This window comes from Natroniella acetigena (genome assembly GCF_023227745.1).
GTDB lineage: Bacteria > Bacillota > Halanaerobiia > Halobacteroidales > Halobacteroidaceae > Natroniella > Natroniella acetigena.
In genome coordinates, this window is record NZ_JALKBX010000038.1 from 1 (window position 1) to 24,016 (window position 24,016).

A 24,016-nucleotide genomic window follows, 5' to 3' on the forward strand; every position below is an offset into this window, starting at 1 on the left:
ATTGCTAAATTAACTATTTTTCTACTAGCTTTGTGTAGATAATCAGCAACAAAGTTTCTTCTTTTTAATCTTAATTGGATTTTTAGTAAATTTAGTACCTAATATAAAGAGAGCTTTATATTAGTTTAGCAAACCTTTTCTTAAATCAATATCTGGAGCTAAAATGGGAGGTAGATCATCTAAAGAACTAGCAATTATATCCGGCAAACCTAAAAATTTAGGGCAATAAATGGTCTGACCATTTAAACTGATTAAGCGAGGAATAAATAAATAATCGACTCGATCTTTTAAGTTCAAGACATGTCCGTGAAATAGTTTAATTATTAGCACACAAGCATCATTAACTGTCTCTTTAACACCTGCATCTATTATTTCACGAGAGGTATCATCGGATAAGACGATTTTCACTCCTAATTCTTCTAAAAATGTCTTCCACAATGGAAAGTAAACATAATATGCTAATGTTTTTGGGATGCCTATTTTAACCATTAATACCCTCCTTTGGCTTTTGAATTTAATCTTATTTTACCATATAAAATTTACAAATCCAAGGAAATGAATTCATTTCCTTGGATTTATTAAGCTAATATTTTATTAAGTTTTATAATTATTTCTAAATACTTTATGCTCCTTGCTGTTGATCCTGCTTTTTATAATCTGGGAACCAGTGCCGAGTTCGATTAGCAATCCCTACTATAGCCAACATTAAAGGAACCTCCACTAAGATTCCTACTACAGTAGCCAAGGCTGCACCAGAAGTAATCCCAAAGACAGAGATAGCAGTTGCTACAGCCAACTCAAAGAAGTTACTGGCCCCAATCATTGCTCCAGGAGCAGCGATAGGATGTTCTAACTTTAAAGCCTTTCCAGTTCCATAAACTAAGAAGAATATAAAGAAGGCTTGAATTGTAATTGGTATAGCGATTAATAAAACGTGTATTGGGTTGTTAATTAAAGCATCTCCTTGGAAGGAAAAGATAATAATTAAAGTTAATAATAATCCAATAATCGTAACATTATCTAACTTCTTAATAAATACATTCTCAAACCACTCAATTCCTTTGGTCTTAATTAAATACTTCCGAGATAGATAACCTGCTACCAAAGGAACTACTACATATAAGACCACAGATAAGATAATAGTATTGTAAGGCACCACAAAATCAGTTACTCCTAATAATAACATTACAATCGGAGCATAAGCAAAGATTAAGATCGAATCATCTAGAGCAACTTGAGTTAAAGTATACTCTGGATCTCCATCGGTTAGATAACTCCAAACAAAGACCATCGCTGTACAAGGAGCTGAACCCAATAAGATTGCACCAGCAATGTACTGATCAGCTAAATCAGGACTGATCAACCCACTGAAGATATGTCTAAAGAATAACCAAGCAAAAAAGGCCATCGTAAATGGTTTAATTAACCAGTTACTGACTGTTACCATTGTTAGTGGTTTGGTTCTCTCCTTAACTTTTAACAAGCTACTAAAATCAATTTCCAACATCATCGGATAGATCATAAACCAGATTAAGATTGCTACTGGAATTGAAACTTGAGCATATTCTAACTGGCTCAAAGCCTCAGGAATAGCAGGTAAGAAGCGACCAATCCCAATTCCAACTACAATACAAAATGCTACCCAAATCGTTAAATATTTTTCAAAAAAACCTATTCCTTCCGTTTTATCTTTAATCTCTTGCTGACTCATTAAAATCCCCCCCTCAATTTAAAATTTTCTAATTAAGCTTGCCCCAACTCTAATAATTCAATCAACTCATCAGCCAAATCAGTCTCTTTAATCTGAGCAGCCACTTTCTCAACTGGATAAAAAACTTCAATAAATTCTGTTTTAACCTTTCTTTCATGTACTTCAACAATTGTATAAACTGCATTAGGGTTACCATGCTTTGGCCTTCCAACACTACCAGCATTAATTATATGTTTACCAGCAATTATCTTGTGATAAGGCAAATGGGTATGACCACAAAGCAGAATATCCTCCTCTAATTCTTCAGTAACCTCTTTCACCTCTTGACTATCAGCATACAGATATTCATTCAAGCGGCGTGGACTCCCATGAACTAATAAAGCCCTAAGCTCTCCTACCTTTAACTCTAGCTTTTTAGGTAAATCTTTTAAAAACTCTCTATTTACATCAGTAATTTCTTTGCTTGTAAATTGAATTGAACTCGATCCAATCCTTTGAGCAAGTTCACTCTTATAATCACACCCACAAATAATTCGGCTATTACCAATAGCATCATCATAATTACCCTGAACAGTCTTAATCTCTTTAGCTTTTATCTTCTCAACAACTTGGTTAGGAAAAGGATTATAGCCCACTAAATCTCCCAAACAGAACAACTCATCTATATTTCGCCCTTTAACATCCTCTAAAACCTCATTTAAAGCATAAATATTACTATGAATATCAGAAATTAAAGCCACTCTCATGATATCCCCTCCAGTTAAGATTTTTTATCACAATTAATTTTTATAAAATCAACCTCTTCATTAGACTCCGAGATTACCTCACCCAATCGTTCTTGTAAATGCTCTAACTTCTCTTGATTTAATTCATAATCTACCCAACGCCCACGTTTAGTAGAAATAATTAATCCCGCATTCTTTAAAATTTTAAGATGATGAGAAGCGTTAGGCTGACTTAAACCCAACTGCTCCGTAACATTACAGACACACATTTTCCCATATGATAGCAAATCAATAATCTGTAACCTCCTCTTATCTGCTATAGCCTTCAATAAACCTGTTAGTTCTTCAAGATCTTGCATTTGTAACCTCCTCTCAAGCATATTATATAAATATATTTAAATATATTTATATAATATGCTATTCTCATCACATTGTCAATGTGTTTTTAGTTTAGTTATCTTTAATTTATCCTATAAAATTTTAGCTATTCTCTAAAAGTTAAAATTTAAATGTAACTTTAATTTAAGATTTCACTGCGAAACTGCTTTCATACTTTAATTAAACTGGGGGCTTTTGACTGATATTAAGTTTTCTTTGTTAAGGCTCTTGGCGAATTGAAGTAAGAATAAAATTTGGTTTAAGTAATTAGTCTAATTTTATTCTGACGGAAATGAGTTTTAGAGTCTTAGAAAAAGACCCCCGTTTGGATTACAAAAGTGAAGCTATATTTCTATAAAATTAAAGAACAAAAAAAGCAGGTAATTATACATTTGTATTATTACCTGCTTTAATATCAACCAAGCTTAATTATCCTCTTCTCTAATTTATCTTGAATCACCTTATAATATCCAGCTAACTGAACATTAGCTTCAGTTAATACAGACAAAGCTCCCTGCTCATCTTCGATATCTAACTTAATTGCAGTACCACAATCAGCAGTAATCTCAGTAGGTATCGGCACCATCATCAGCTGATACTCATTATCCTTAAGTACCTGCTCCGCTTTTAAAGCATGGTGTGTTGAATTAAAAACATATAAATTATATTCTTCTTTCCTCATTAATTTCACCCTTTTTTGTAGCTACTCTTATCTTAGACTGATTACCACTTACTTTACCAATTACAGTAGCTTCTTCTACTCCTTGACCATAAAGTCCAATTAATAAATCTGCTACTTTATCTTCAGCTACAGAAATTAACAGTCCTCCTGAAGTTTGAGGATCAAATAAGATATCAACCAAAGCCTCATTGATTTGATCCTCAAATTCAACATTCTCCTTTAGATACTGGCGATTACTATAAGCTCCTTTGGGTATCAGACCCATCTCAGCATAATCTAAAATTTCATCAAAAATAGGAATCTGTTCAGAAAAAATTGTGATTTCCACATTACTTTCTTTAGCTAGTTCCCAAGCATGCCCTAATAATCCAAAACCAGTAATGTCAGTACAAGCATTAACACCTATTTCACGCATTGGCCCGATTGCCTGATTATTTAAGATCGTCATCGCCTTAATCGCAGGATTATCTAAATTCCCTTTAGCCAATCCACCTTTAATAGCAGTAGACATAATTCCCATCCCTAGTGGCTTAGTCAAAACAAGACTATCTCCAACCTGTGCATCAGAATTCGTAATTAAATCCTCTGGTTTAACAACCCCTGTAACTGACAAGCCATATTTAGGTTCTTCATCCTGAATAGTATGACCTCCTGCCAAAGTTGCTCCTGCCTCAGCTACCTTATCAGCTCCACCTTGTAAAATTTCAACCAATATATCTTCAGATAAACAAGAAGGAAAACCGACAATATTCATCGCAGTTATTGGTTTTCCACCCATTGCATAGATATCGCTTAAAGAGTTAGCTGCTGCAATCTGTCCAAAAAGATAAGGATCATCTACAATTGGAGTGAAATAGTCTACAGACTGAATGATTGCTGTATCTTGATCTAATTGATAGACACAAGCATCATCAGGACTATCTAAACCAACCAATAAATTATTGTCTTTACTTATATGATTAACTTGTCGCAAAACTTGCGATAGAGTCCCAGGACTCATTTTAGCAGCTCAACCAGATGTCTTACTATACTGAGTCAAACGGACTTTACTCATCTTATCACCCCTTTTTAAAATTAAAGAAATAATTTTTTAATAATAAAAAACTTACTACCTCAAGTAGTAAGTTACCATTTTTAACTCATATCTGTTTTTAAACAACAACTACATCAGCATGATTAAGAATATCGACTATATCATACATATTGCTTATTCTACCAACTTCTAATTTATCCTTAAGCTCATAATATTCTAAGCAAGTTCCACAAGATAAGATATCTACACCTTCCTCTTCTAACTTGTGTAGATTTCTCTTTATTTCATAATTTAAAGTGGCTAACTTAACTCCCGAATTAATAAAAATAATCTTAGCAGGTAATGGTTCTACTTCTAATAAAGTATTAACAAATCCTTTGATTAATACTTCTCCTAATTCTTCACTACCTGTTCCTAATTTATCTGATTTAATAAAATAAACTTTCTCAACTTCAGAAGTTGATTCTTCTTTGTTCTCTTCGAGAACCTTCTTCAAAATCAATTTATAATCACTACCATCTTCAACTCGACTTACTTTGCATCCTAGTTTTTTGGCTAACTTAGCAATATTATCTGCTGCTACTTGATTATCAACAAGTACAGTTAAATCAGAATTCTTCTGCAAAGCATTTTTCGTCTCAATGACAGGTTGAGGACAATCCATTTCGCGAGCATCTATCTTTTTCATAGTTTTCACCCCTAAACTCCTAACTTAAATTGGCAAGAATATATAGAAATGGAACCCACCACAGCCATTTCTGTAATTAATACTTAGATTTCCCCTTAATTATAATACATTATAATTACTTTGTAAAGGTTATCAAATAAATTCAAAGCATAAATGTTACAATATATTTAAAACAGATGACTATGTTAAAAATACATAATCACCTGTTAATTAAACTGATCTTAAAAACTTAATTTTTTACCTTATGCTTCACAGTCACACTCTATATTGCCCTCCAAAATTTCTTTCCAATCGCTAAGTACTTCATGAGTCCAGCAATCATCAGCACCTGCAGCTTCTCTCATAACAAGGGCCAATATATAAGCTAACTCTTTAACAGTAGCACCAGCTTCTAAAGCTTCTTTAAAATGTTTTCTTACACAGGGCTTAGACCTAGCTTTAATCGATAAAGCAAAACAAATAAACTGATAAGTTTTTTCATCAATTAATCTTTTCTCTTTATATAACTCATCTACTTCATCTAACTTCCCAGTAAATTCAGGAAAAAAATCAGCTAATAACCTCATAATAAATTCCGTTACTCAAACTCTATAATTATAGAGCTCTTTCACAGAAACACCTCCTTTTAATTTATTAAAGAATAAACAACTACTATTTTCTTTATCCAATTAAATCTTTAATTTCATCCTTGCTGACTACTTTTCCTACAACTTTAATCTCACCATCAATAGCCAAAGCAGGAGGAGTTAGTACACCGGCTGCAGCTATTTTATTTATATCTTCTACCTTTTCTACCTCTGTGTCAATCCCTAATTCCTCAACTGCTGCTTTAGCATTTTCAGCTAAGTTAACACATTTTTTACAACCTGGACCATAAATAGTTATCTTCATTTTTCACCCCCCTTCCCTTTTATTTATATAATAAGATTCCCATAAATCATCCCTGCTATAGTAGACATAATAATCACTAATATAACAAAAACTGATGTTTTTTTCAATCCTAACACGCTATTAATCACCAGCATATTAGGCAGACTCAAAGCTGGGCCAGCTAAAAGTAAGGCCAATGCTGGGCCTTGACCCATACCTAGTCCTAATAGTCCTTCCAAAATTGGAACTTCAGTCAAAGTAGCAAAATACATAAAAGAACCTAAAATTGAAGCCGTAAAATTGGCCCCTAGAGAGTTTCCGCCTACAAACCTAGCTATCCATTCCTCAGGAATAATCCCTCCACCTGTACCAGGTCGCCCCATTAAAAATCCTGCTATCAAAACACCAACCAATAACAGAGGAGAAATCATTTCCGCAAACTCCCAAGTTGAGTTCATCCAGGAAGAAATCTCTTCTTTCTTGAACCAGTAATATAACTGAACAAATAATAGTACTAATAAACCAACTGCCAAATACCACTTAACATTATATACAGCCTGCCAAATACCCACTGCTTGCTCTGGTTCAGTCCAAGTAGCAAATATCAAGATCAAAATCATAGTTAAAAAGTAAATAATATTTTGCAGACCACTCCGACTTTCAGACTCATCTTCATTCATCTGTACAAAGTTATCAAGTCGCTGTTGATCACTTTCTTTGAAAATGGCAGCCATCAGTAGACCTATGATCAGAGCAAAGATTACTGCTCCTACGGCTCTAGCCAACCCCAACTGCCAACCTAATACTCTAGCCGTCAAAATAATTGCCAGCACATTAATTGCCGGTCCCGAATAAAGAAAAGCAATAGCCGGACCAATTCCAGCTCCTCTTTTATAAATCCCAGCAAAAAGCGGTAAAATTGTACAGGAACAGACAGCCAAGATAGCTCCTGAAACTGAAGCCACTGAGTAGGAAAGCCACTTTTTAGCCTGCCCCCCAAAATACTTAAGCACAGACTCCTGAGAAATAAAATCAGCAATAGCACCAGCAATAAAAAAGGCTGGTATCAGACAAAACAACACATGCTCCTGAGCATAATAATGAGCTAAAGCAAAAGCTTCAAAAATTGATTCCTGAATAATACTAGCCTCAAAGGGAATCAGATAAAATGCCCAAAACACAGCCAGATAAAGTAACAACTTCTGTAATTTATTCATCACTCTTCCTCCTTCCTTTAAACAATAAATAACCTTTTTTTGATCAGCAATAGCTTTTAACAAACCTTCTACTTCTAAAATTTTTTCATTAAAATCTCCTTTACTACTTATATAAATATATTTAAATCTATTTATATGATAACTCATTTCTGTAATTTTGTCAATCCAAAACCGCTATAAAAACAAAAAACAGGTATCTATGCTGAATGCATAATTACCTGTTAATATTATCTATTTAATTTAACTATTTTCTCTTAATTGTTGAATCAAAATTGGCGGGAATGTGTGGGAATTGAACCCACCACAGACAACTAAAGCTGCCTGCCATCGGATTTGAAGTCCGAGATATCCACCATGGACACAGCCATTCCCTTATTATCTTACTGCTAATCTCCAACTTCTTAGTCTATTATAGTATATCACTATTAATTTGTAAAGGAAAATCTAAATTATTTATTTGCTAAAATCCTTTGCTCACCTTGCTTAATAGTTATCCCTTCCTGATCAAAGTATCTTAAGAGAGGTAAAGCATATTTTCGGCTGCTATTTAAAAGATCTCTAAATTGTCCCAACTCTATAATTTCATTCTCAGTGAAATAATCTCTAAGTCTACTCTCCGCTTCTTTTAAAGCGTTAGAGTGGAAGTACAAATCTGTACTTAGCTCAACCAAATCTTTTGTTGCAACTAATGATTCAAAGACCTCTAATGCTAATTGATTATTATTAATATTAGCCAATACCTCTTCTCGACTAGGTGGAACGAAGATCTTTTCATTGAACAATTTTACTATCTTCTCTCTAATCTCCTCTTCCTTAGGGCCAAATTTAATTTCGAAATTAGCTAGCTTAATTTGGGCACCATCTACTGCTAGTAAATCCTCTTCTTGTAAATTCCTTAATAATAGATCATATTCATTAGAATCTAAATTTAAAGACAACTTAGTCCTTAATTCCTCTTTGATCATCCCAGGTTGCAAATGATATCGTCGATGATAATCTGCTAAATAATCTAAGAGCTCATCTTTTAATTGTTGATAGGTCTCACTATCAAGCCAACTAGACTCTTTGCCTGCCTTAAATTCAATAACTCTATCTTGCTCTTTTAATTTTGCCAAACTCTTTCTTAACTGACCAACAGATGAAGCAGTCTCTTTAACTAAATCCCTAATCATTAATGGTTCATCTTTAGCTGTTCTCAAGCTCAGCTCAATTATTTCTTCTAGACTCCCTTGAGCCCTTACCTTCAAACCTTCAATTACATCTTGCTCTGAATAATTATGACAAGAAGGATTCAAAGCAAGAATCTCTCCACCACCAAGCAAATCCATAGGAGAGCGCCGACGAAGTACATATCTTTCCTTAAAATCAGCCACAACCTCTTCTTCCAATCTAAATTGAACAAAAGCTTCTTCCCCAGGATAAACTTCTTCTTTATCCAAAGGATAGATCTGACCTAGAACCTCTTTCGCTCCTAAATAGAGTCTAATACTCTCTCTAGGCTCTATTACTAAAGGAGTAGACGATAATAACCGCAAGCGAGCATCTAAATATTTGGTTGGAGCTAAACTCTCTGTTGTGGCTAAGACATCTCCCCGATCGACCTCATCTATTTCAACTCCTGCTAGGTTAATCCCTACTCGCTGACCGGCCAGAGCTTCTTTTCTCTGTTGATTATGAACCTGTAAATTCCTTACTCTAACCTCTCTTTCCTGAGGATAAATCATTAATTTATCATCTACTTCTATCCTTCCTTTACTTAAAGTTCCCGTTATAACTGTTCCATGCCCCTGTAGAGAAAAAATCCGATCAATTGATAAGTAAGTGTTCTTACTAGTATCTTTAGCAGATATGTCTTTAATCATCTCTATTATCTTTTCTTTTAATAGACCAATTCCTACCTCTTCCACAGCAGAAACAGGCATTATCGGTGCTCCCTCTAAAAAAGTTCCAGTAACTTCTTCTTTAATTTCCTCAATTACTAACTCTAACCATTCTTCTTCAACCAGATCACTTTTAGTAACTGCAATAATTCCTTGTTCAACATTTAATAAATCTAAAATAGCTAAATGCTCTTCACTTTGAGGCATAAAACCTTCATCAGCAGCAATTACTAATAAAGCTAGGTCAACTCCACCTGCTCCAGCCAGCATATTCCTAATAAATTTTTCATGCCCTGGCACATCGATAATTCCCACACATAAGTTACCTTCTAACTCTAAGCAACCAAAACCCAATTCAATAGAAATTCCTCTTTTCTTCTCTTCTTCCAACCTATCTGTATCAATCCCAGTTAAAGCTTTAATTAAAGTAGTCTTCCCATGATCTACATGACCTGCTGTACCTATAATCAAGTTTTTATTTTCCAATTTCCTCACCCCTTAATCTAATGACTTAACTAGTTCAACTATCTTTGTAAAATCCCTTCTTTGAATAGTACGTAAGTCAAATAACACAGCATCGTTAGCTATCCTAGCAAAGATAGGAGGATAACTTGCTCTTAATCCTTCTGCTAAATCCTCAGTTGATAGGATCTCATGTTTCAATTCAATTACATATGTATCAAGCTCTTCTAGAGGAAAAGAACCTCCTCCGACCCTTGAAATATTCTTCCTAATCATGAAGCTAAAACTATCTGAAAGAGCCTTAGCTAATTCCTCCTTTAATTCTTCCGCTTTTTCCTTCAATTCTTCAATTGAAACTGTTAACATCCTTAAGGTTGGAATCTTACTTTTAGCCCCTTCAAAATCCCGATACTCTTTTAATGTTGCTTCTAAAGCAGCTAAACTAAATTTATCAATTCTTAAAGCTCTAGTTAAGGGATGTCTTTTCATTTCATCAATATACTTCTTTTTACCAACAATAATACCAGCCTGAGGGCCACCTAATAATTTATCACCACTAAAGGTTACAATATCAACACCTGCTTCTATACTCTCTCGAACTGTTGGTTCATAACTTAATCCAGTATCAGTTAAATCTACAAAGATCCCACTCCCTAAATCCTCTAAAAGAGGTAACTTTTTTTGATGGGCCAACTCAGCTAACTCTTGAGTCTCTACATCCTTAGTAAATCCTAATACTTTGTAATTACTTGTATGTACCTTTAAAATCAAACCAGTCTCTTCAGTAATAGCCTGCTGATAATCAGCTAGATGAACCTTATTGGTACTACCCACTTCTACCAGTTTAGCACCACTTCTTTCCATCACATCAGGAATTCTAAATGAACCACCTATCTCTACTAACTGCCCTCTAGAAATTATTACCTCATGGCCACCAGCCATACTACTTAAAGCTAATAAAACTGCAGCAGCATTATTATTAACAACCAAGCAATCTTCAGCTCCAGTCAGTTCAAATAAAATTTCTTTTATATTTTTATAACGAGAACCCCGTTGACCTGTATTTACATCTATCTCCAAAGTTGAATAGTTATCAGCAATATCAATTAGTGCCTGTTTAGCTGATTTTGATAATAAAGATCGTCCTAAATTAGTATGAATGACAACACCAGTTGCATTAATAGCAGGTGATAAAAGCAACCTGTCTTCTTTCTTTAAATAATCCTCTACCTGCTTTAAAATTACTCTAGAAGATAAATCAAACTCTATTACTTCTAACTCCTTTTCAGTAGCAGTTAATACTTCTTCTCTTATTTCAGCTGTTATCTCTCGAATAGCATCAACTACTAACTGATGTGAATAATCTTCAACTAATCTTTGTCCAAACTCCGCTGCTAATAGATCATTAACAGCAGGTATCTGGCTTAAAATTTCTTGCTTCATAGTTCACCTCTCCTTCAATTTAAATACAGATAATACTTAATATTGAATATTTAATAGTTAAAGAGCAAAAATCTTTCTGGTCTATTTTTACTCACTATTCAATATTCAATGCTTTTCAAAAATTATCTCTTTTAATGCAAGTACTAACTGCTCCACTTCTTGTTGTGTATTAAAATACCCAAAACTGACCCTAACCATTCCCTGATTGGCTGTTCCCAGGGCTTGATGGATTAAAGGGGCACAGTGCAAACCACTTCTTACAACAGTTGTAGCAGCATTATTTAAATAAATTATAGCTAAATTAAATTACCTCCATCAATTAATTAAATAACTTATCTACCATTTTATAAGATATTTAAATTTTAATCAAAAAAAATTTAATTACATTAACCTACTAAAACTACATTAAATAAACTTGAATTACTATCTAAAAATTGGAATAAAGCAATTCGTTCAGCACTTAAAATTGTTAAACATTGGAGATTCACTGCTTATACTAAATCCCATAAACAGACATATAGAGTTTTAAGAAATAATTATCAACCTCCTAGTCAAGTAGCTGTTAAAGCCAATCGTAAGGCTGAAGTTTCTACCAACTAAAACAATTTATCAAACATAAACAGTTGAAACCATCCAAAATAAAAAACTTAAAAATTCCCATTAATAAAGAGGAGGTTAAAGCAAAGCTCCTCCCTCCTCCCAATTAATTTTATTTAGTTGACATAACCTTCTTCAGTAAGAATCTTTTTAGCTTCCTCTTCATCTTCTTCTGCTATAAGTACAATTGGACCTGTACATCCCATTCCAGTTTCAGCATAAATCTCTTGCTTCCATAATGCTTGAACTGCATCATCTAAAACTAAAATATCAATTCCCGAAACTTCAGCTGTTACTGTCTTAGCAGGTGGAGCTGTAACCTCTTCTCCACTTTCCTTCTTCTCATCTTTAGCTTCAATAGAAGCTAGAATATCATCTAATCCTGCTTTCCTAACAGCCTCAAATTCCTCTTGTGCTACATTAAGAATATCTCCTTGAACAACATCAGCTGCATATCTGACAGAACCTGCAATTACAGGAGCACCAGAAGCTCGAGAAATAATGTTAATGATCTTATCATAGTCTTCACCAATTCCTGGCCCATATCCATAGCCTAAAGCTTCATAGCTACCACCAGTATTAAAAGCAGAGAATAGCTTCATTAATAAATTACCAGTAAGAGTATCTGTTACCATTACATCAGAAGATGCTAATAAAAGGTCATTACCTCTCATTACACAACCACCATCTGATCTCATTGACTCTGCAAAATTAACTTCATACCCATTCTCAGCTAAATCTTTTAAGGCTTTTTCTACCTGACGAGCACCATCTACATTTAAGATCCCTACCGTAGGATTTTTCTGCCCTAAGGCTTTAGCAGCAATAATACCATAAACAGCATTCTTAACCATAGCACTTATTCGATGTGTCCCTGAAGTACCAGTAGAAGTAGCTATAATTAATTCTTTACCTTTCCCAGGTGTAACTACTCTGCCTACTGTAGAAACACCAATTGGAAAATTATAATGATTCGTTACACAAGCATCAATTTTTCCTGCTTTTAGTAACTCATCCATCTTTTCATGAGCTGTCTTTTCACAATCAGTTTCAAAAGCAATAGTAAGCTCAGTATCAACAGCAGGGCCAATTAATACTACTTCAATATCACTAGATTGTGTAGCTGCTAACTCTGCACCTTTAACAACCTCTTCTACTCCATGTTCACTACCTAAAGTAGTTACCCCAACTTTTGTCTTTTCTCCGTATTCTCCTGATTCAATAGCATCCGCAACTTGGTTAAATACTTGGGCTAACTTCTTTTTTGCTGCATTAGTAGACATTTTTCCACCTCCTATTCTTCTTCGACTAATAAAGATTCTGCTAAATTACGCATTGCACCAGCTACTATATTCTTAATCTGATCTTCACTAACAGCATCTGTTTGACCTTGACCAGTATTCTTTTCAATAATGAAGGATACACCATCAAATTGATTAGTCATTCTTCCTAAGAATAAACTACCCTTCCCAATAATCATAGCTCGTTCTATCTCACCTGCTAATATATCGCGATAAGCATGACCAACAAATGGAACTCCAGATGGAATATGACCTTGAGTAGGAGCAAACCCTGGCATTCCATGCTCTTCAACAAAGTTCATTAAATCACTACGCTCTAAATCTCCACGCTTAACTCCTAAAGCTGCTATCATTTTATAGTTAGATGCAGGTACATCTCCAGCTCCAGCAGGCTTAGTCATTTCAGGATTTTGCATTTCTACAGAATATTTATCTACATCAGTAATGCTTAACCCAACTTCATCTAATGGTTCAGTAACTAAAGAGCTAATTACAGCCTGAGGTGAAGAACCTGTTGTAACTGTATGGCGTCCAATAGAATCAGTTCTAATTACTGGACTTACTCCATCATCTTGACTAACTAAAACTGCAAACCCACCATAACTATCCTCTAAAACAGGCATATCTTTAGCCACATGATCCTTCCCGTTCATACCTAATTTAGCTGTAGAGCCACCTGCTACTACTACAACATTCTCATAAATACCAGAACTAACCAAAGCAGCAGCATTAATTAGACCGTGTGTTGGAGCAGCACAGAAACTACGAGTATCAGATCCTGTAGCATTAATACAACCAGTAAGTTCTGCTATAGCTTTAGCAAAGTTTCCTCCACCACGTTGATTAACATCACCACATGCTTCTTCAGAAACCTCTATTACATAATCTACATCAGCAAGATCAATTCCTTCTTGCTTCCCTAAGTGGAATACAGAAAGCATACCTGATGCTTTAACAACTAAGTTTTCTAGCATAATATGAGCATTAAGGTTAGGGTCTGTATCATGAGCTTGCTTAACGCATGCCACTAACTCACCATCAATAAACAATGGTTCGGCAATATGTTCATCAACCATCTTCTGCATTACCTCAAGATCAGTCCCATTGATTTTAGCTACTTGCTCATCATCTAACAATGGATGTTCAGCTAACTTCTCTTTAACATTATTGGAAAATTTTTCTTCAAGTTTTACTAAGTCAAAAGCATCAGCAATCTTGATTAGACCAATAAACTCATCTTCAGGCATTATCTCTCCCCAGTCACTGTAGCGACTAGCATCTTCTATATTATTTTCATACCAAGGCTGAGGCTTATCTCTTAAATCCTCTACAGAAATATTTCCAATATACGCTTGATTAGGAGCATATCCTACTAAATCTTCATAACTCCTTAAAAAATTAGGTAATTTCTTTAAATATTCACTATCAGGATTTGCTTGCCTCTCTCCTACTTGTGTAGAACCATGTTGTAATAAAGTATTGGTTGCATCAACTAAAACATAACTACTACCCTTAATTACAGGTGAAGTCATTATTAGCACCTCCATTAATATTTTTAAAGTTCTCTAAAATTTAACTTAAAAGACATTAGAGAGATAGTAGTCCTCCGTGTAATAAACTAAAAGCAGAACTACCATCTATTTTTTTATAAAACTAAATATGCTTTTTAATCTCTTCTTCAATCTCTTCTATTGTCAAATCATCACCACTCAAATGTTCTACTTTTTCACCATCAACGTAAAAAACCATAGAAGGTAATCCCATAACCTGTTGACTCATTGCTAAACGACGATTACCTTTGATGTTTAATTTACAAAACTTCATTTCATTACTATATTTTTCAGCTAACTCTTCAACTCCAGGCATTAATTCTAAACAAACTGTACAACTCTCTCCCCAAAAATCAACCATTACAGGTTTTTCTGCTTGTAATACCTCTTCTTCAAAACTATTCTTATCTACTTCTAACATTTTTATATCCCCCTTTGTTTTAATTTCAATCTATGATATCCTATAATATTTTATAGAATTTCTTCTACTTCTGTAAGTGAAGGACAAACAAGATTATCTACAACTTCACCATCTTTAATCTTAAGAACTGTTGGAATCTCCTCTACCTCATAACGCTCTGAAATAAGTGTATTCTTATAAGTATCTATTTTAACCAACTTAACCCCTCTATCAGCTAGATCCATAGCTTCTAACTTATTGATCATTTCTAAGCTATCTTCATTAGTTGGACTCCAAAAAGCAACCAGCACATCCTCTTCTGCTTCTAGAACATTTTCTTGCCAGTACTCTTCTTCTTCAATATAACCTCCTGCAGCCATAGCAGTTACAGCTCCATCGCTAGCAGCAGTAATAACTTGGCGTAAGAATTTATCTCTTACATCACCAGCAGCATAAACACCTGCTAAATTTGTTTCTAACTTTTGGTTAGTTTTAATATAACCATTATCTGTCAAATCTACTCCTGTTACTTCTAAGAAGTCAGTTCGAGGAACTCGACCAATAAAGATAAAGATTCCATCACAAGAAAGAGCAGTCTTTTCGCCAGTCTTAATATTCTTTAGTACAGCTGTATCGACTAATCCTTCACCTTTAACTTCATCTAAAGTTGAATTCCAAACAAATTCAATCTTATCATTTTGGTAAGCTTTTTCTTGTAAAATCTTCTCGGCATCCATAATTCCTTCATCATGGATAACGATAACAGTTACTTTGCTTGCAAACTTAGTTAAATAAATTGCTTCTTCTATAGCAGAGTTACCATTACCTACTACCACAACTTCAAGGTCAACGAAGAAATCAGCGTCACAAGTAGCACAATAAGAGACACCCTTACCTTTAAATTCTTCTTCTCCCTTTACGCCTAATTTCCTTGGCTCTGCACCAGTAGAAATTATGACGCTCTTCCCTTTATATTCTTGTCCATCTTTAGTTTTAACAGTCTTTAAGAAACCGTCGACTTCAATATCTTCAGCTTCACCACGCTCAATTATAGCTCCAAATTTTTCAGCGTGCTCTCTAAAGTCTTCCATTAATTCTGGTGCTGTCTTCCCAAGTACACCTGGATAGTTTTCCATATCTTCATAAGTAGTAGGTTGTCCACCTGCTTTTCTCTTCTCTTCTAAAACCAAAGTATCAAGCTTAGAGCGAGAAGAATAAATAGCTGCAGATAAACCAGCTGGCCCTCCCCCTAGAATAATCACATCATAGATTTTACTCATCTAGAATCCTCCCTTTCTTTTATATCCCCACCTTATTTTTGCTTTAACAAAATATTTTTATTTATATCTTTTTTACTACTTATCAGTCAAATTATCAATCGAATTTTATTAATTAAATTTTAATATTTTCAACAATAACTTTCATAAACATGTGAAAATCATCACATTCAATGATATGATTCACAAGTATGCACCTAACTAACGATACATACTTGTGAAAGTTTTAAAAAGTTGCAATTTAATTAATTGAACTTACAGTATTTTTCACGGTAGGTTTTAACTTCTTCAACAATTTCATCAACCTCTAAAACCATTTCCATCATACTTACTTGCTCTTCATAAACATCTTCATCAATTTCATTCTTAACTTCTGGTTCTAGCACATGGTAAACTCTGAGTCCTAACTGGACTCCTGCCAATGGACCTGCAAAAGTAGGATCACCATTAGTAACAGTTTCAGCTGCTAGTCCAGAAGCTTCTGCTTCTGCTCCACCTAAAACAATTACTAAGTTCTCTTCACCATGTTCCTCAGCAAATTCTTTAATCCTCTTTTGATTTTCAAGATCCATAGCTCCTGCAGCAGTTCAGACGAAGCACTCAGTAGAACCAAAAATTACTTCGGCTCCAGTTGTCTCTAAGCATTCTCTGATTGCAGGAGCTGGGATTCCATCTCTATCACCAATAATAACTACTTTCTTACCATCTAACATCTTCCCACCTCCTCTGATACCTTCTAAGTATTAAACTATTCTATAAGATAATTGTTATACATTTAAAGAGTAATATAATCTTGATTATGTATCTTTTTTAACAACATATCTTTAATATCTTAGCCCATACTATAATTTCTTAAAAATAATCAAAAAAGCTGTTTTTTCGACAAAATTAATTTTGTCGAAAAAACAGCTTTTATTTCAATATTTAATTAATTATTAAAATATCTTTAAGTATTGATCCAACTCCCATTGATGAACCTGAGTTCGATAAACATCCCATTCTATCTGTTTCGCTTCTACAAAACGATTGAGTATATGTTCCCCTAATGCTTCTTTAATCACTTCATCTCGTAATAAATACTGCACCGCTATATTAATATCTCCTGGTAAACTATCAATACAAGCATCTTCTTTTGCACATTCACTCATATCATAGATATTATCAACAACCTCTTTAGGAGGTTCAATTTTATTCTTAATCCCATCTAACCCTGCTTTCAACATCACAGCTGTAGCTAAATAAGGATTAGCTGCTGGATCAGGATTTCTCAACTCAACCCTTGTTCCTAGACCTTGAGCATCTGGAATCCTAACTAATGCACTTCGATTAGAAGCTGACCAAGCAATATAGACTGGTGCTTCATATCCGGGTACCAATCGCTTATATGAATTGATAGTTGGATTAGTTAGAGCTGTCATCCCTTTAGCATGCTTGATTAATCCACCAATATAATAATAAGCAATCTGACTTAAACCCAATCGATCATCTGGATCATAAAAAGCATTCTCTTTCCCTTTAAATAAAGATTGATTCATATGCATCCCTGAACCAGCTTCACTAAAGATCGGTTTAGGCATAAAGGTTGCGTGCAAATCATGCTCATTAGCAATTGCTTTAGTAACAAATCTAAAAGTGGCAATATTATCTGCTGCAGTTAAAGCATCTGAATATTTAAAGTCGATCTCATGTTGACCAGGCGCTACTTCATGATGAGAAGCTTCTACATCAAAACCCATCTTCTCTAATGCTAATACAATATCTCGTCTAGTATCTTGGCCCAAATCTGATGGTCCTAGATCGAAATAACCACCTTGATCATTAGTAATTGTCGTTGGCTCTCCATTATCACCCTTCTCAAATAGGAAAAATTCTGGTTCTGGGCCAACATACATCGTATAGCCCATCTCTTCTGCTTCTTGTAAAACTTTTCTCAAAATATTTCTTGGCCCACCTACAAATGGCTTGCCATCTGTAGTATAAACATCGCAGATCAATCGAGCTACTGCTCCCCCAACCTTCGGTCGCCAGGGGAAGACAGTAAATGTATCATAATCTGGTTTTAAGTACATGTCAGATTCTTGAATTCGAGTAAAACCATCAATTGATGATCCATCAAACATAATTTCTCCATCTAATGCTTCTTCTAATTGTTCAACTGTAATCGCTACATTCTTAATAATCCCTAGAATATCAGTAAATTGTAACCTAATAAATTTAACATTCATTTCCTTAGCTTGTTGCAATACATCTTCCTTAGTCAACTTGCTCACAGTACTTCCTCCTTGAAATTCATATTGGCTTTATATTAACTTCATAATGTTAATCTTAACAGAGAAAGCATTGGGTGTCAAGTCTATGTTAGGTTTTGTTTAATCTATTTTTCTTGCTTTAAATTTTCTAAAACTTCCCCAATACAATTTAAATTAAATAATCTGCTCTCTACCAAAATATCAATTATATCTCTTTCTCATCCGTGAACTAGGAATCTTCAGTTCTTTTCTATATTTAGCAACCGTTCTTCGTGAAATATCTATTCCCCTCTCTGCTAACTGTTGACTGATCTTTTGATCACTTAAGGGTTTGCTGGGATCTTCATTAGCAACTACTTCTTGTAACTGCTGCTTAACACTCACAGCTGATACTTGACCATTTTTAGTATCAATACTACCACTGAATAAGAACTTCATCGGGAATAAACCGTAAGGGGTCTGAATATACTTATTGCTGGTAGCTCTACTGACTGTAGATTGATGCATCTCAATCCGATCAGCAACCTCTTTCATAGTTAATGGCTTTAAATACCTTAATCCTTTTTCCAAAAATTCGTGTTGTACATCTATTAACTCTTGAACTATATTATAAACCGTTCTTCTTCTTTGTTCTATACTCTTAACCAACCATAAGGCAGATTCTAATTTCTCTTCCATATATCCTTGTAATCCATCTTTTGACTTGTTTTTAGCCAATAATCTTTTATAATATTTACTGATTCGTAAAGTAGGGAAACTAAAATCATTCAAGATAGTTACATACCTATCATTAACCTTCTTGACAATAATATCAGGTTCTATATAACTATTATCAGTAACTACTTTCTCAAATTTATTAGCTGGTACAGGATCTAGTGTCTTGATTAAATCAATTAATTGTTGAGCACGAATCGGTTTAATCTTTAAACTTTTCGCAATTTTTCTGATTTGGTTTTTACTTACTTCTTTTAAATGCTCACTAACAATCTCTTTAGCCAATTCAATTTCTTGCCTATTTCTATTGCTTTCTAACTCTTCTAATTGAACTACTAGTGCTTCTTCCATCCCTGAAGTAGCTATTCCTACCGGGTCAAATCTCTTTATCTTCTCTAAAATTCTCTCAATCTCGCTTATAGCCACTTCCAATTCTGTAGCCAATCTATCAGCATCATTAAAAAATCCTGATTGATCCAAGTTACCGATTATTTGCTCTCCAATCTCTTCTTCACACGAATCAGTAACAACTAATTTTAACTGTTGTCTTAAATATTCGTCTAATGTCATCTTTTTAGCAACAAAGTTTTCATAATTAATCTCCTCTTGATCAGTTGTGTAATTAGTATAATCGGTTCCTGAGGAATTATAATCATCCTCTAATTCCAATAAAGGATTCTCCATCATCTCATCATCTATATAATCCTTTAATTCTAAAGAGGAAAGTTGTAACAATTCTATAGCCTGCTGCAACTTAGGAGTCATCACTAATTGCTGCTCTTGTTTAATGTCCAGATTATAATTTAATTCCATCATCTTACTCACCTCTTTCAGCTCTTTACTTATAGTTTACTATAAAAAAAACAACTACTCAAGTCTGAGTAGTTGTTAGCAATAACTTCCCAAAAAATCTTCAATTTTTTGGGAAGTAGATAAAGATAAAACTTGATCAGTTATTTCTTTAGCCTGTTGGATAGTTAAATTTCTAATAACTTCTTTAACTTCGGGAATAGAGACTGCACTCATACTAAATTCATCCAATCCAACCCCTACTAAAAACGGGGTCAACCTTCTATCCCCTGCCATTTCACCACACATTCCAACCCAACTATCATGCTTATGAGCAGCTTCAACTACCCGTTTGATCAATCGTAATATTGCTGGATGGAAAGGCTGATATAGAACAGCTACGTGTTCATTCATCCGATCAGTAGCAGTAGTATATTGGATTAAATCATTGGTCCCAATACTGAAAAAATCAACTTCTTTAGCCAATAAATCGGCAATCATCGCTGCAGCAGGAACTTCAATCATCATCCCTACTTCAAGCTCTCGATTGAAGTCGAACCCTTCTTTAGTCAAATCCTCTTTAACCTCTGCTAAGATCTGATTAGCAGCTTGTAATTCTTCTAATGATGAAATCATAGGATACATAATCTTAATTTGTCCATACCTACTAGCCCGTAAAATAGCCCGCAACTGTGCTTTAAAGATGTCTGTTCGCTCTAAAGAGATCCTGATTGCTCGATAACCAAGGAATGGATTCATCTCATCTGGTAGATCTAAATAGGAAAGCTCTTTATCACCACCAATATCCAAGGTTCTAATAACCGTTGGCCCGTCTATTCTTTCTGCTACTTCTTTATAAGCTTCAAATTGCTCTTCTTCTGTAGGTAGTGACTCACGATCCATGTACAAAAATTCACTGCGATATAAACCTATTCCTTCAGCTCCATTTTCTAAAGCACTATCTAAATCAGCAGGTGTTCCAATATTTGCTGCAAGTTCAACCCGATGACCATCCTCAGTCTCAGCAGGCAACTCTTTGAGCTTAGTCAACCTCTCCTGCCGCTTCTGATAATCTGCTAATTTTTCTTGATACTCTGCTAATTGCTCTTCAGTAGGCTCAACAATTACAACTCCAGCAACTCCATCGACTATGACAGTAGTTCCTGTCTCTACAGCCTCTAAGAGTTCCTTGGCCCCTACTACAGCTGGAATCCCTAATGAACGAGCCATAATAGCAGTATGAGAAGTTCGACCTCCAATCTTAGTAGCAAAGCCCAAAACTTGTTCTTTGTCAACTTGAGCTGTATCAGACGGAGTTAAATCATCAGCAATCAAAATAACTTCCTGTTCTAAATCAGCCACAGATTGAGCTTCAAGTCCCAATAAATTTCTTAAAATCCGATCACCAACATCACGAATATCACTGGCCCGTTCTTTCATATATTCATTATCCATATTAGAAAAAATAGTAGCAAACTCTTCTATAGTCTCACCTAAAGCTGCTTCTACATTAATAGCCTCAGCTTCAATCTTATTCTCAATAGCTGAAATCAGCTCCGGATCATCTAAAACCATTAAATGGGCTTGAAATATTTCAGCTTGCTCACTACCCATCTCTGCTTTTACTTTCTCCTTAATAGCTGTCAGCTGTTTTTTAGAAGCTGACATTGCTTCTTCTAACTTAATTTTTTCCTTAGCAACATCTTCAACCTTGACTCTATCATAAGAAAGCTCTTCTTCTAAGACCAACACTTCTCCAATGGCAATCCCTGGAGATGCTGCAACTCCATTTATTTTACTCAACTTATATCCTCTCCTTACTCATCAAATCCACTTGCAATCAACTCCACTACAGCAGTAACTGCTTCTTTTTCATCCTCACCTTCTGCTCTAACCGTAATTTCTGTCTGTTGACTAACTCCTAAACTCATAATTCCCATAATACTTTTAGCATTTGCTTCATTATCATCTTTAACCAATTTAATTTCAGATTGATAATTATTCGCCTCTTGAACAATTAAAGAAGCAGGACGAGCATGAATTCCAGCACTACTAGCAACTATAACTTGTTCTTCAGTCATCTTATTCCCTCCATAAATTTTAGTTTTATATTCTTGATTCACTTATAAATTATGCAAATTAAGTTCCAAAATCATTTATAAAGGTACTAATTAATGTTCATACTTATTATAAGTATGATTTAAGGATTATATGCAATTAACTGATTCTAATTATAATTAAAAAGCTAATATAAGCTTGTTTCTAATAATTTCAGAAAACAATATGATTTTTTTAACCTTCACTTAACCTTAAACATAAAAAAAGAACAACTGCTTGATAGTTTTTACCAAACAATTGTTCTTTTTTACCAACTTCAATCGACCAATCCATACTTTCTAGCCTTAGCAGTAACGGTCTTATGGGTAATCCCTAACGCCTTACCAGCAGCATTAAAGCTACGATGCTTCTCTAAAGCTAACTTAATAATCTCTTTTTCATAATCTTGCCAAGTAGCTACTTCTCCATCTGCTTGTAAACTGACCAAAGCATCATCCCCTTGGTAGCCTTGTTTTAAGTAATCTGGTAGATCATCTACTGTAATTTGAGCTGTTTCAGTAAAATTAATTGCTCGCTCAATTATATTCTGTAACTCCCTTACATTGCCGGGCCAAGAATATTCAGCTAACAACTGTAGAGCAGCTTGGGAAATACTATCAACCCTCTGATCCAACTTAGCTGCTAGCTTAGTCAAGAAATGCTCAGCTAATAAAGGTATATCCCCTTTTCTCTCCCGTAATGATGGTAAGATAATGGGGATTACATTTAAGCGATAGTATAAATCTTCCCTAAACTCTCCTTCTTCCACCATCTCTTCTAAATCACGATTAGTAGCAGTAATAATCCTAATATCAACCTCAATATTTTCTACTCCACCAACCCGCTCAAAACTTCTCTCTTGTAAAACACGTAGTAATTTGACCTGTAATTCACTCAGTAACTCACCTATCTCATCCCAAAAAATTGTTCCGCCATCTGCCAGTTCAAATTTGCCGATCTTATTATTAACTGCTCCTGTAAAAACACCTTGCTGGTGACCAAACAACTCACTTTCAATCAAATTAGGAGGAATGGCAGCACAGTTAACTCTGATAAAAGGTTCACTCTTACGATCACTAGCATAATGGATCGCCTCTGCAACCAACTCCTTACCAGTTCCACTTTCTCCTCTAACCAAAACGGTCGAAGTAGTTTCTGCTAAAGCCTTGACTTCTTTTAATTCTCCCGATAATTTCTCTAAAGTGGAAATATCTTAAAAAACCGCAATCCCACCTACTACTTGTCCCTCAATAATGATTGGGCTCCTATTAGTTATAATTGTAGCTTGATTGATCTCTTGACATCTTCCAATTTCAGGTGTTGCTGCTTGAATAATCTCCTTCAGTCTAGAGTTAGGAATAACATCAGTTATATCTTCTCCCATTACCTGGTGGGTAGATAGACCTGTAATCTCCTCTGCTGCTGGATTAAAGGTCATTATTCTTCCATATCGATCAACAATAAACCCCATTAGCAATATTATTAAATACCTTTTCTACAGTTAAAGTAGTCTGCTGTAAGAGTTGATCTACTTCATTTTGTACCTGTTTACTCTCTAAATTGAACTCCCCTGCTAAAAATTGTATAAATTCAGCTAAAGACTCTAAAGCATTAGAGCCTTTACTTACTACTAACATTTAATCTTGATATCTAATATTTGAGGAAGTCAATGCAATTAAGTTACTGGTAGGAAGAAGATTGGTTTCATCTTTACCAATAAATAATTTATCTTGATATTTATTCTGAATTTTGGTTGCTTGTCTAACAATTATAGCTGCCACCCGAGCATGGAGACCTTTCTGATGCTGAAAAATCATCCATTCCTGTGCTTCCATTTTTCTCCCCCTCTATTATGGTCATCCCACTTAACCTTAGTGTGAACCTCTCCACCTAAATCAGAAACAAGATTTAGATGGAGCTTCTCCTACGAGTGGAAAAACCATTTCACTCTTC

At 34.7% G+C, this 24,016-nt stretch carries 26 protein-coding genes and 1 tRNA gene; all 27 read right to left on the bottom strand.

Features of this window, described 5'->3' with window-relative positions:
• Positions 1 to 120: 120 nt before the first annotated feature.
• Positions 121 to 489, bottom strand: coding sequence for an acyl-CoA dehydratase activase-related protein (locus MWH25_RS08775; protein WP_248627278.1), 369 nt, complete (start codon positions 487 to 489; stop codon positions 121 to 123).
• 133 nt (positions 490 to 622) lie between these two features.
• The gene (gene arsB, locus MWH25_RS08780; protein ID WP_282706933.1) at positions 623 to 1,711 is read right to left on the bottom strand and encodes an ACR3 family arsenite efflux transporter; all 1,089 of its coding nucleotides are present in this window, start codon (positions 1,709 to 1,711) and stop codon (positions 623 to 625) included.
• Positions 1,712 to 1,743: 32 nt separating this feature from the next.
• Positions 1,744 to 2,457, bottom strand: a complete 714-nt coding sequence (locus tag MWH25_RS08785; RefSeq protein WP_248627279.1) for a metallophosphoesterase family protein — start codon at positions 2,455 to 2,457, stop codon at positions 1,744 to 1,746.
• A gap of 14 nt (positions 2,458 to 2,471) precedes the next feature.
• Complete coding sequence (locus MWH25_RS08790) at positions 2,472 to 2,795, bottom strand: ArsR/SmtB family transcription factor (protein WP_248627280.1); 324 nt, start codon at positions 2,793 to 2,795, stop codon at positions 2,472 to 2,474.
• Positions 2,796 to 3,229: 434 nt separating this feature from the next.
• Positions 3,230 to 3,496 (bottom strand): putative Se/S carrier protein, encoded by a 267-nt coding sequence (locus MWH25_RS08795; RefSeq protein WP_248627281.1) that lies wholly within the window; start codon positions 3,494 to 3,496, stop codon positions 3,230 to 3,232.
• Positions 3,477 to 4,550: a selenide, water dikinase SelD gene (selD, locus tag MWH25_RS08800; protein ID WP_248627282.1), complete on the bottom strand. Its 1,074-nt coding sequence runs from the start codon at positions 4,548 to 4,550 to the stop codon at positions 3,477 to 3,479. Before selD ends, MWH25_RS08795 begins: the two co-directional genes overlap by 20 nt.
• Positions 4,551 to 4,647: 97 nt before the next feature.
• Positions 4,648 to 5,217 (bottom strand): sulfurtransferase-like selenium metabolism protein YedF, encoded by a 570-nt coding sequence (gene yedF / locus MWH25_RS08805; protein WP_248627283.1) that lies wholly within the window; start codon positions 5,215 to 5,217, stop codon positions 4,648 to 4,650.
• 242 nt (positions 5,218 to 5,459) lie between these two features.
• Complete coding sequence (locus tag MWH25_RS08810; protein WP_248627284.1) at positions 5,460 to 5,783, bottom strand: carboxymuconolactone decarboxylase family protein; 324 nt, start codon at positions 5,781 to 5,783, stop codon at positions 5,460 to 5,462.
• Positions 5,784 to 5,877: 94 nt separating this feature from the next.
• Entirely contained in the window at positions 5,878 to 6,108 is a 231-nt protein-coding gene (locus MWH25_RS08815; protein WP_248627285.1) for a thioredoxin family protein, read from the bottom strand.
• A 23-nt stretch (positions 6,109 to 6,131) separates the two neighbouring features.
• Entirely contained in the window at positions 6,132 to 7,307 is a 1,176-nt protein-coding gene (locus MWH25_RS08820; RefSeq protein ID WP_345947245.1) for a permease, read from the bottom strand.
• Positions 7,308 to 7,577: 270 nt separating this feature from the next.
• Positions 7,578 to 7,676 (bottom strand) — tRNA-Sec (locus tag MWH25_RS08825).
• A gap of 77 nt (positions 7,677 to 7,753) precedes the next feature.
• Complete coding sequence (gene selB, locus MWH25_RS08830; protein WP_248627287.1) at positions 7,754 to 9,670, bottom strand: selenocysteine-specific translation elongation factor; 1,917 nt, start codon at positions 9,668 to 9,670, stop codon at positions 7,754 to 7,756.
• Positions 9,671 to 9,682: 12 nt separating this feature from the next.
• Positions 9,683 to 11,089 carry an L-seryl-tRNA(Sec) selenium transferase gene (gene selA, locus MWH25_RS08835; protein WP_248627288.1) on the bottom strand — a complete coding sequence of 469 codons (1,407 nt, stop codon included), beginning with the start codon at positions 11,087 to 11,089 and terminating at the stop codon, positions 9,683 to 9,685.
• Between the two features lie 105 nt (positions 11,090 to 11,194).
• Entirely contained in the window at positions 11,195 to 11,383 is a 189-nt protein-coding gene (locus tag MWH25_RS08840) for an aminotransferase class V-fold PLP-dependent enzyme (protein ID WP_345947246.1), read from the bottom strand.
• A 419-nt stretch (positions 11,384 to 11,802) separates the two neighbouring features.
• Positions 11,803 to 12,969: a glycine/sarcosine/betaine reductase complex component C subunit alpha gene (gene grdD / locus MWH25_RS08845; protein ID WP_248627290.1), complete on the bottom strand. Its 1,167-nt coding sequence runs from the start codon at positions 12,967 to 12,969 to the stop codon at positions 11,803 to 11,805.
• 11 nt (positions 12,970 to 12,980) lie between these two features.
• A complete protein-coding gene (grdC, locus tag MWH25_RS08850; protein WP_248627291.1) occupies positions 12,981 to 14,519 on the bottom strand; it encodes a glycine/sarcosine/betaine reductase complex component C subunit beta in 1,539 nt (512 codons plus the stop codon).
• Between the two features lie 121 nt (positions 14,520 to 14,640).
• A complete protein-coding gene (gene trxA / locus MWH25_RS08855; protein ID WP_248627292.1) occupies positions 14,641 to 14,958 on the bottom strand; it encodes a thioredoxin TrxA in 318 nt (105 codons plus the stop codon).
• Between the two features lie 50 nt (positions 14,959 to 15,008).
• Entirely contained in the window at positions 15,009 to 16,217 is a 1,209-nt protein-coding gene (gene trxB / locus MWH25_RS08860) for a thioredoxin-disulfide reductase (protein ID WP_248627293.1), read from the bottom strand.
• 242 nt (positions 16,218 to 16,459) lie between these two features.
• Complete coding sequence (gene grdA, locus MWH25_RS08865; RefSeq protein WP_248627294.1) at positions 16,460 to 16,927, bottom strand: glycine/sarcosine/betaine reductase complex selenoprotein A; 468 nt, start codon at positions 16,925 to 16,927, stop codon at positions 16,460 to 16,462.
• A 222-nt stretch (positions 16,928 to 17,149) separates the two neighbouring features.
• Positions 17,150 to 18,484 carry a glutamine synthetase family protein gene (locus tag MWH25_RS08870; protein ID WP_248627295.1) on the bottom strand — a complete coding sequence of 445 codons (1,335 nt, stop codon included), beginning with the start codon at positions 18,482 to 18,484 and terminating at the stop codon, positions 17,150 to 17,152.
• Between the two features lie 180 nt (positions 18,485 to 18,664).
• Complete coding sequence (gene rpoN, locus MWH25_RS08875; RefSeq protein ID WP_248627296.1) at positions 18,665 to 19,993, bottom strand: RNA polymerase factor sigma-54; 1,329 nt, start codon at positions 19,991 to 19,993, stop codon at positions 18,665 to 18,667.
• A gap of 72 nt (positions 19,994 to 20,065) precedes the next feature.
• Positions 20,066 to 21,769 carry a phosphoenolpyruvate--protein phosphotransferase gene (ptsP, locus tag MWH25_RS08880; RefSeq protein WP_248627297.1) on the bottom strand — a complete coding sequence of 568 codons (1,704 nt, stop codon included), beginning with the start codon at positions 21,767 to 21,769 and terminating at the stop codon, positions 20,066 to 20,068.
• Between the two features lie 14 nt (positions 21,770 to 21,783).
• Complete coding sequence (locus MWH25_RS08885) at positions 21,784 to 22,047, bottom strand: HPr family phosphocarrier protein (RefSeq protein WP_248627298.1); 264 nt, start codon at positions 22,045 to 22,047, stop codon at positions 21,784 to 21,786.
• Between the two features lie 293 nt (positions 22,048 to 22,340).
• Complete coding sequence (locus tag MWH25_RS13170; RefSeq protein ID WP_248627299.1) at positions 22,341 to 23,201, bottom strand: sigma-54 interaction domain-containing protein; 861 nt, start codon at positions 23,199 to 23,201, stop codon at positions 22,341 to 22,343.
• 75 nt (positions 23,202 to 23,276) lie between these two features.
• Positions 23,277 to 23,534 carry a PAS domain-containing protein gene (locus tag MWH25_RS13175; RefSeq protein ID WP_248627300.1) on the bottom strand — a complete coding sequence of 86 codons (258 nt, stop codon included), beginning with the start codon at positions 23,532 to 23,534 and terminating at the stop codon, positions 23,277 to 23,279.
• On the bottom strand, positions 23,518 to 23,700 hold the full coding sequence (locus MWH25_RS13180) for a hypothetical protein (protein WP_248627301.1): 183 nt from the start codon (positions 23,698 to 23,700) through the stop codon (positions 23,518 to 23,520). The genes MWH25_RS13175 and MWH25_RS13180 overlap by 17 nt, the downstream gene beginning before the upstream one ends.
• Positions 23,701 to 23,898 (bottom strand): HPr family phosphocarrier protein, encoded by a 198-nt coding sequence (locus tag MWH25_RS13185; protein WP_248627302.1) that lies wholly within the window; start codon positions 23,896 to 23,898, stop codon positions 23,701 to 23,703.
• Positions 23,899 to 24,016: the final 118 nt, after the last annotated feature.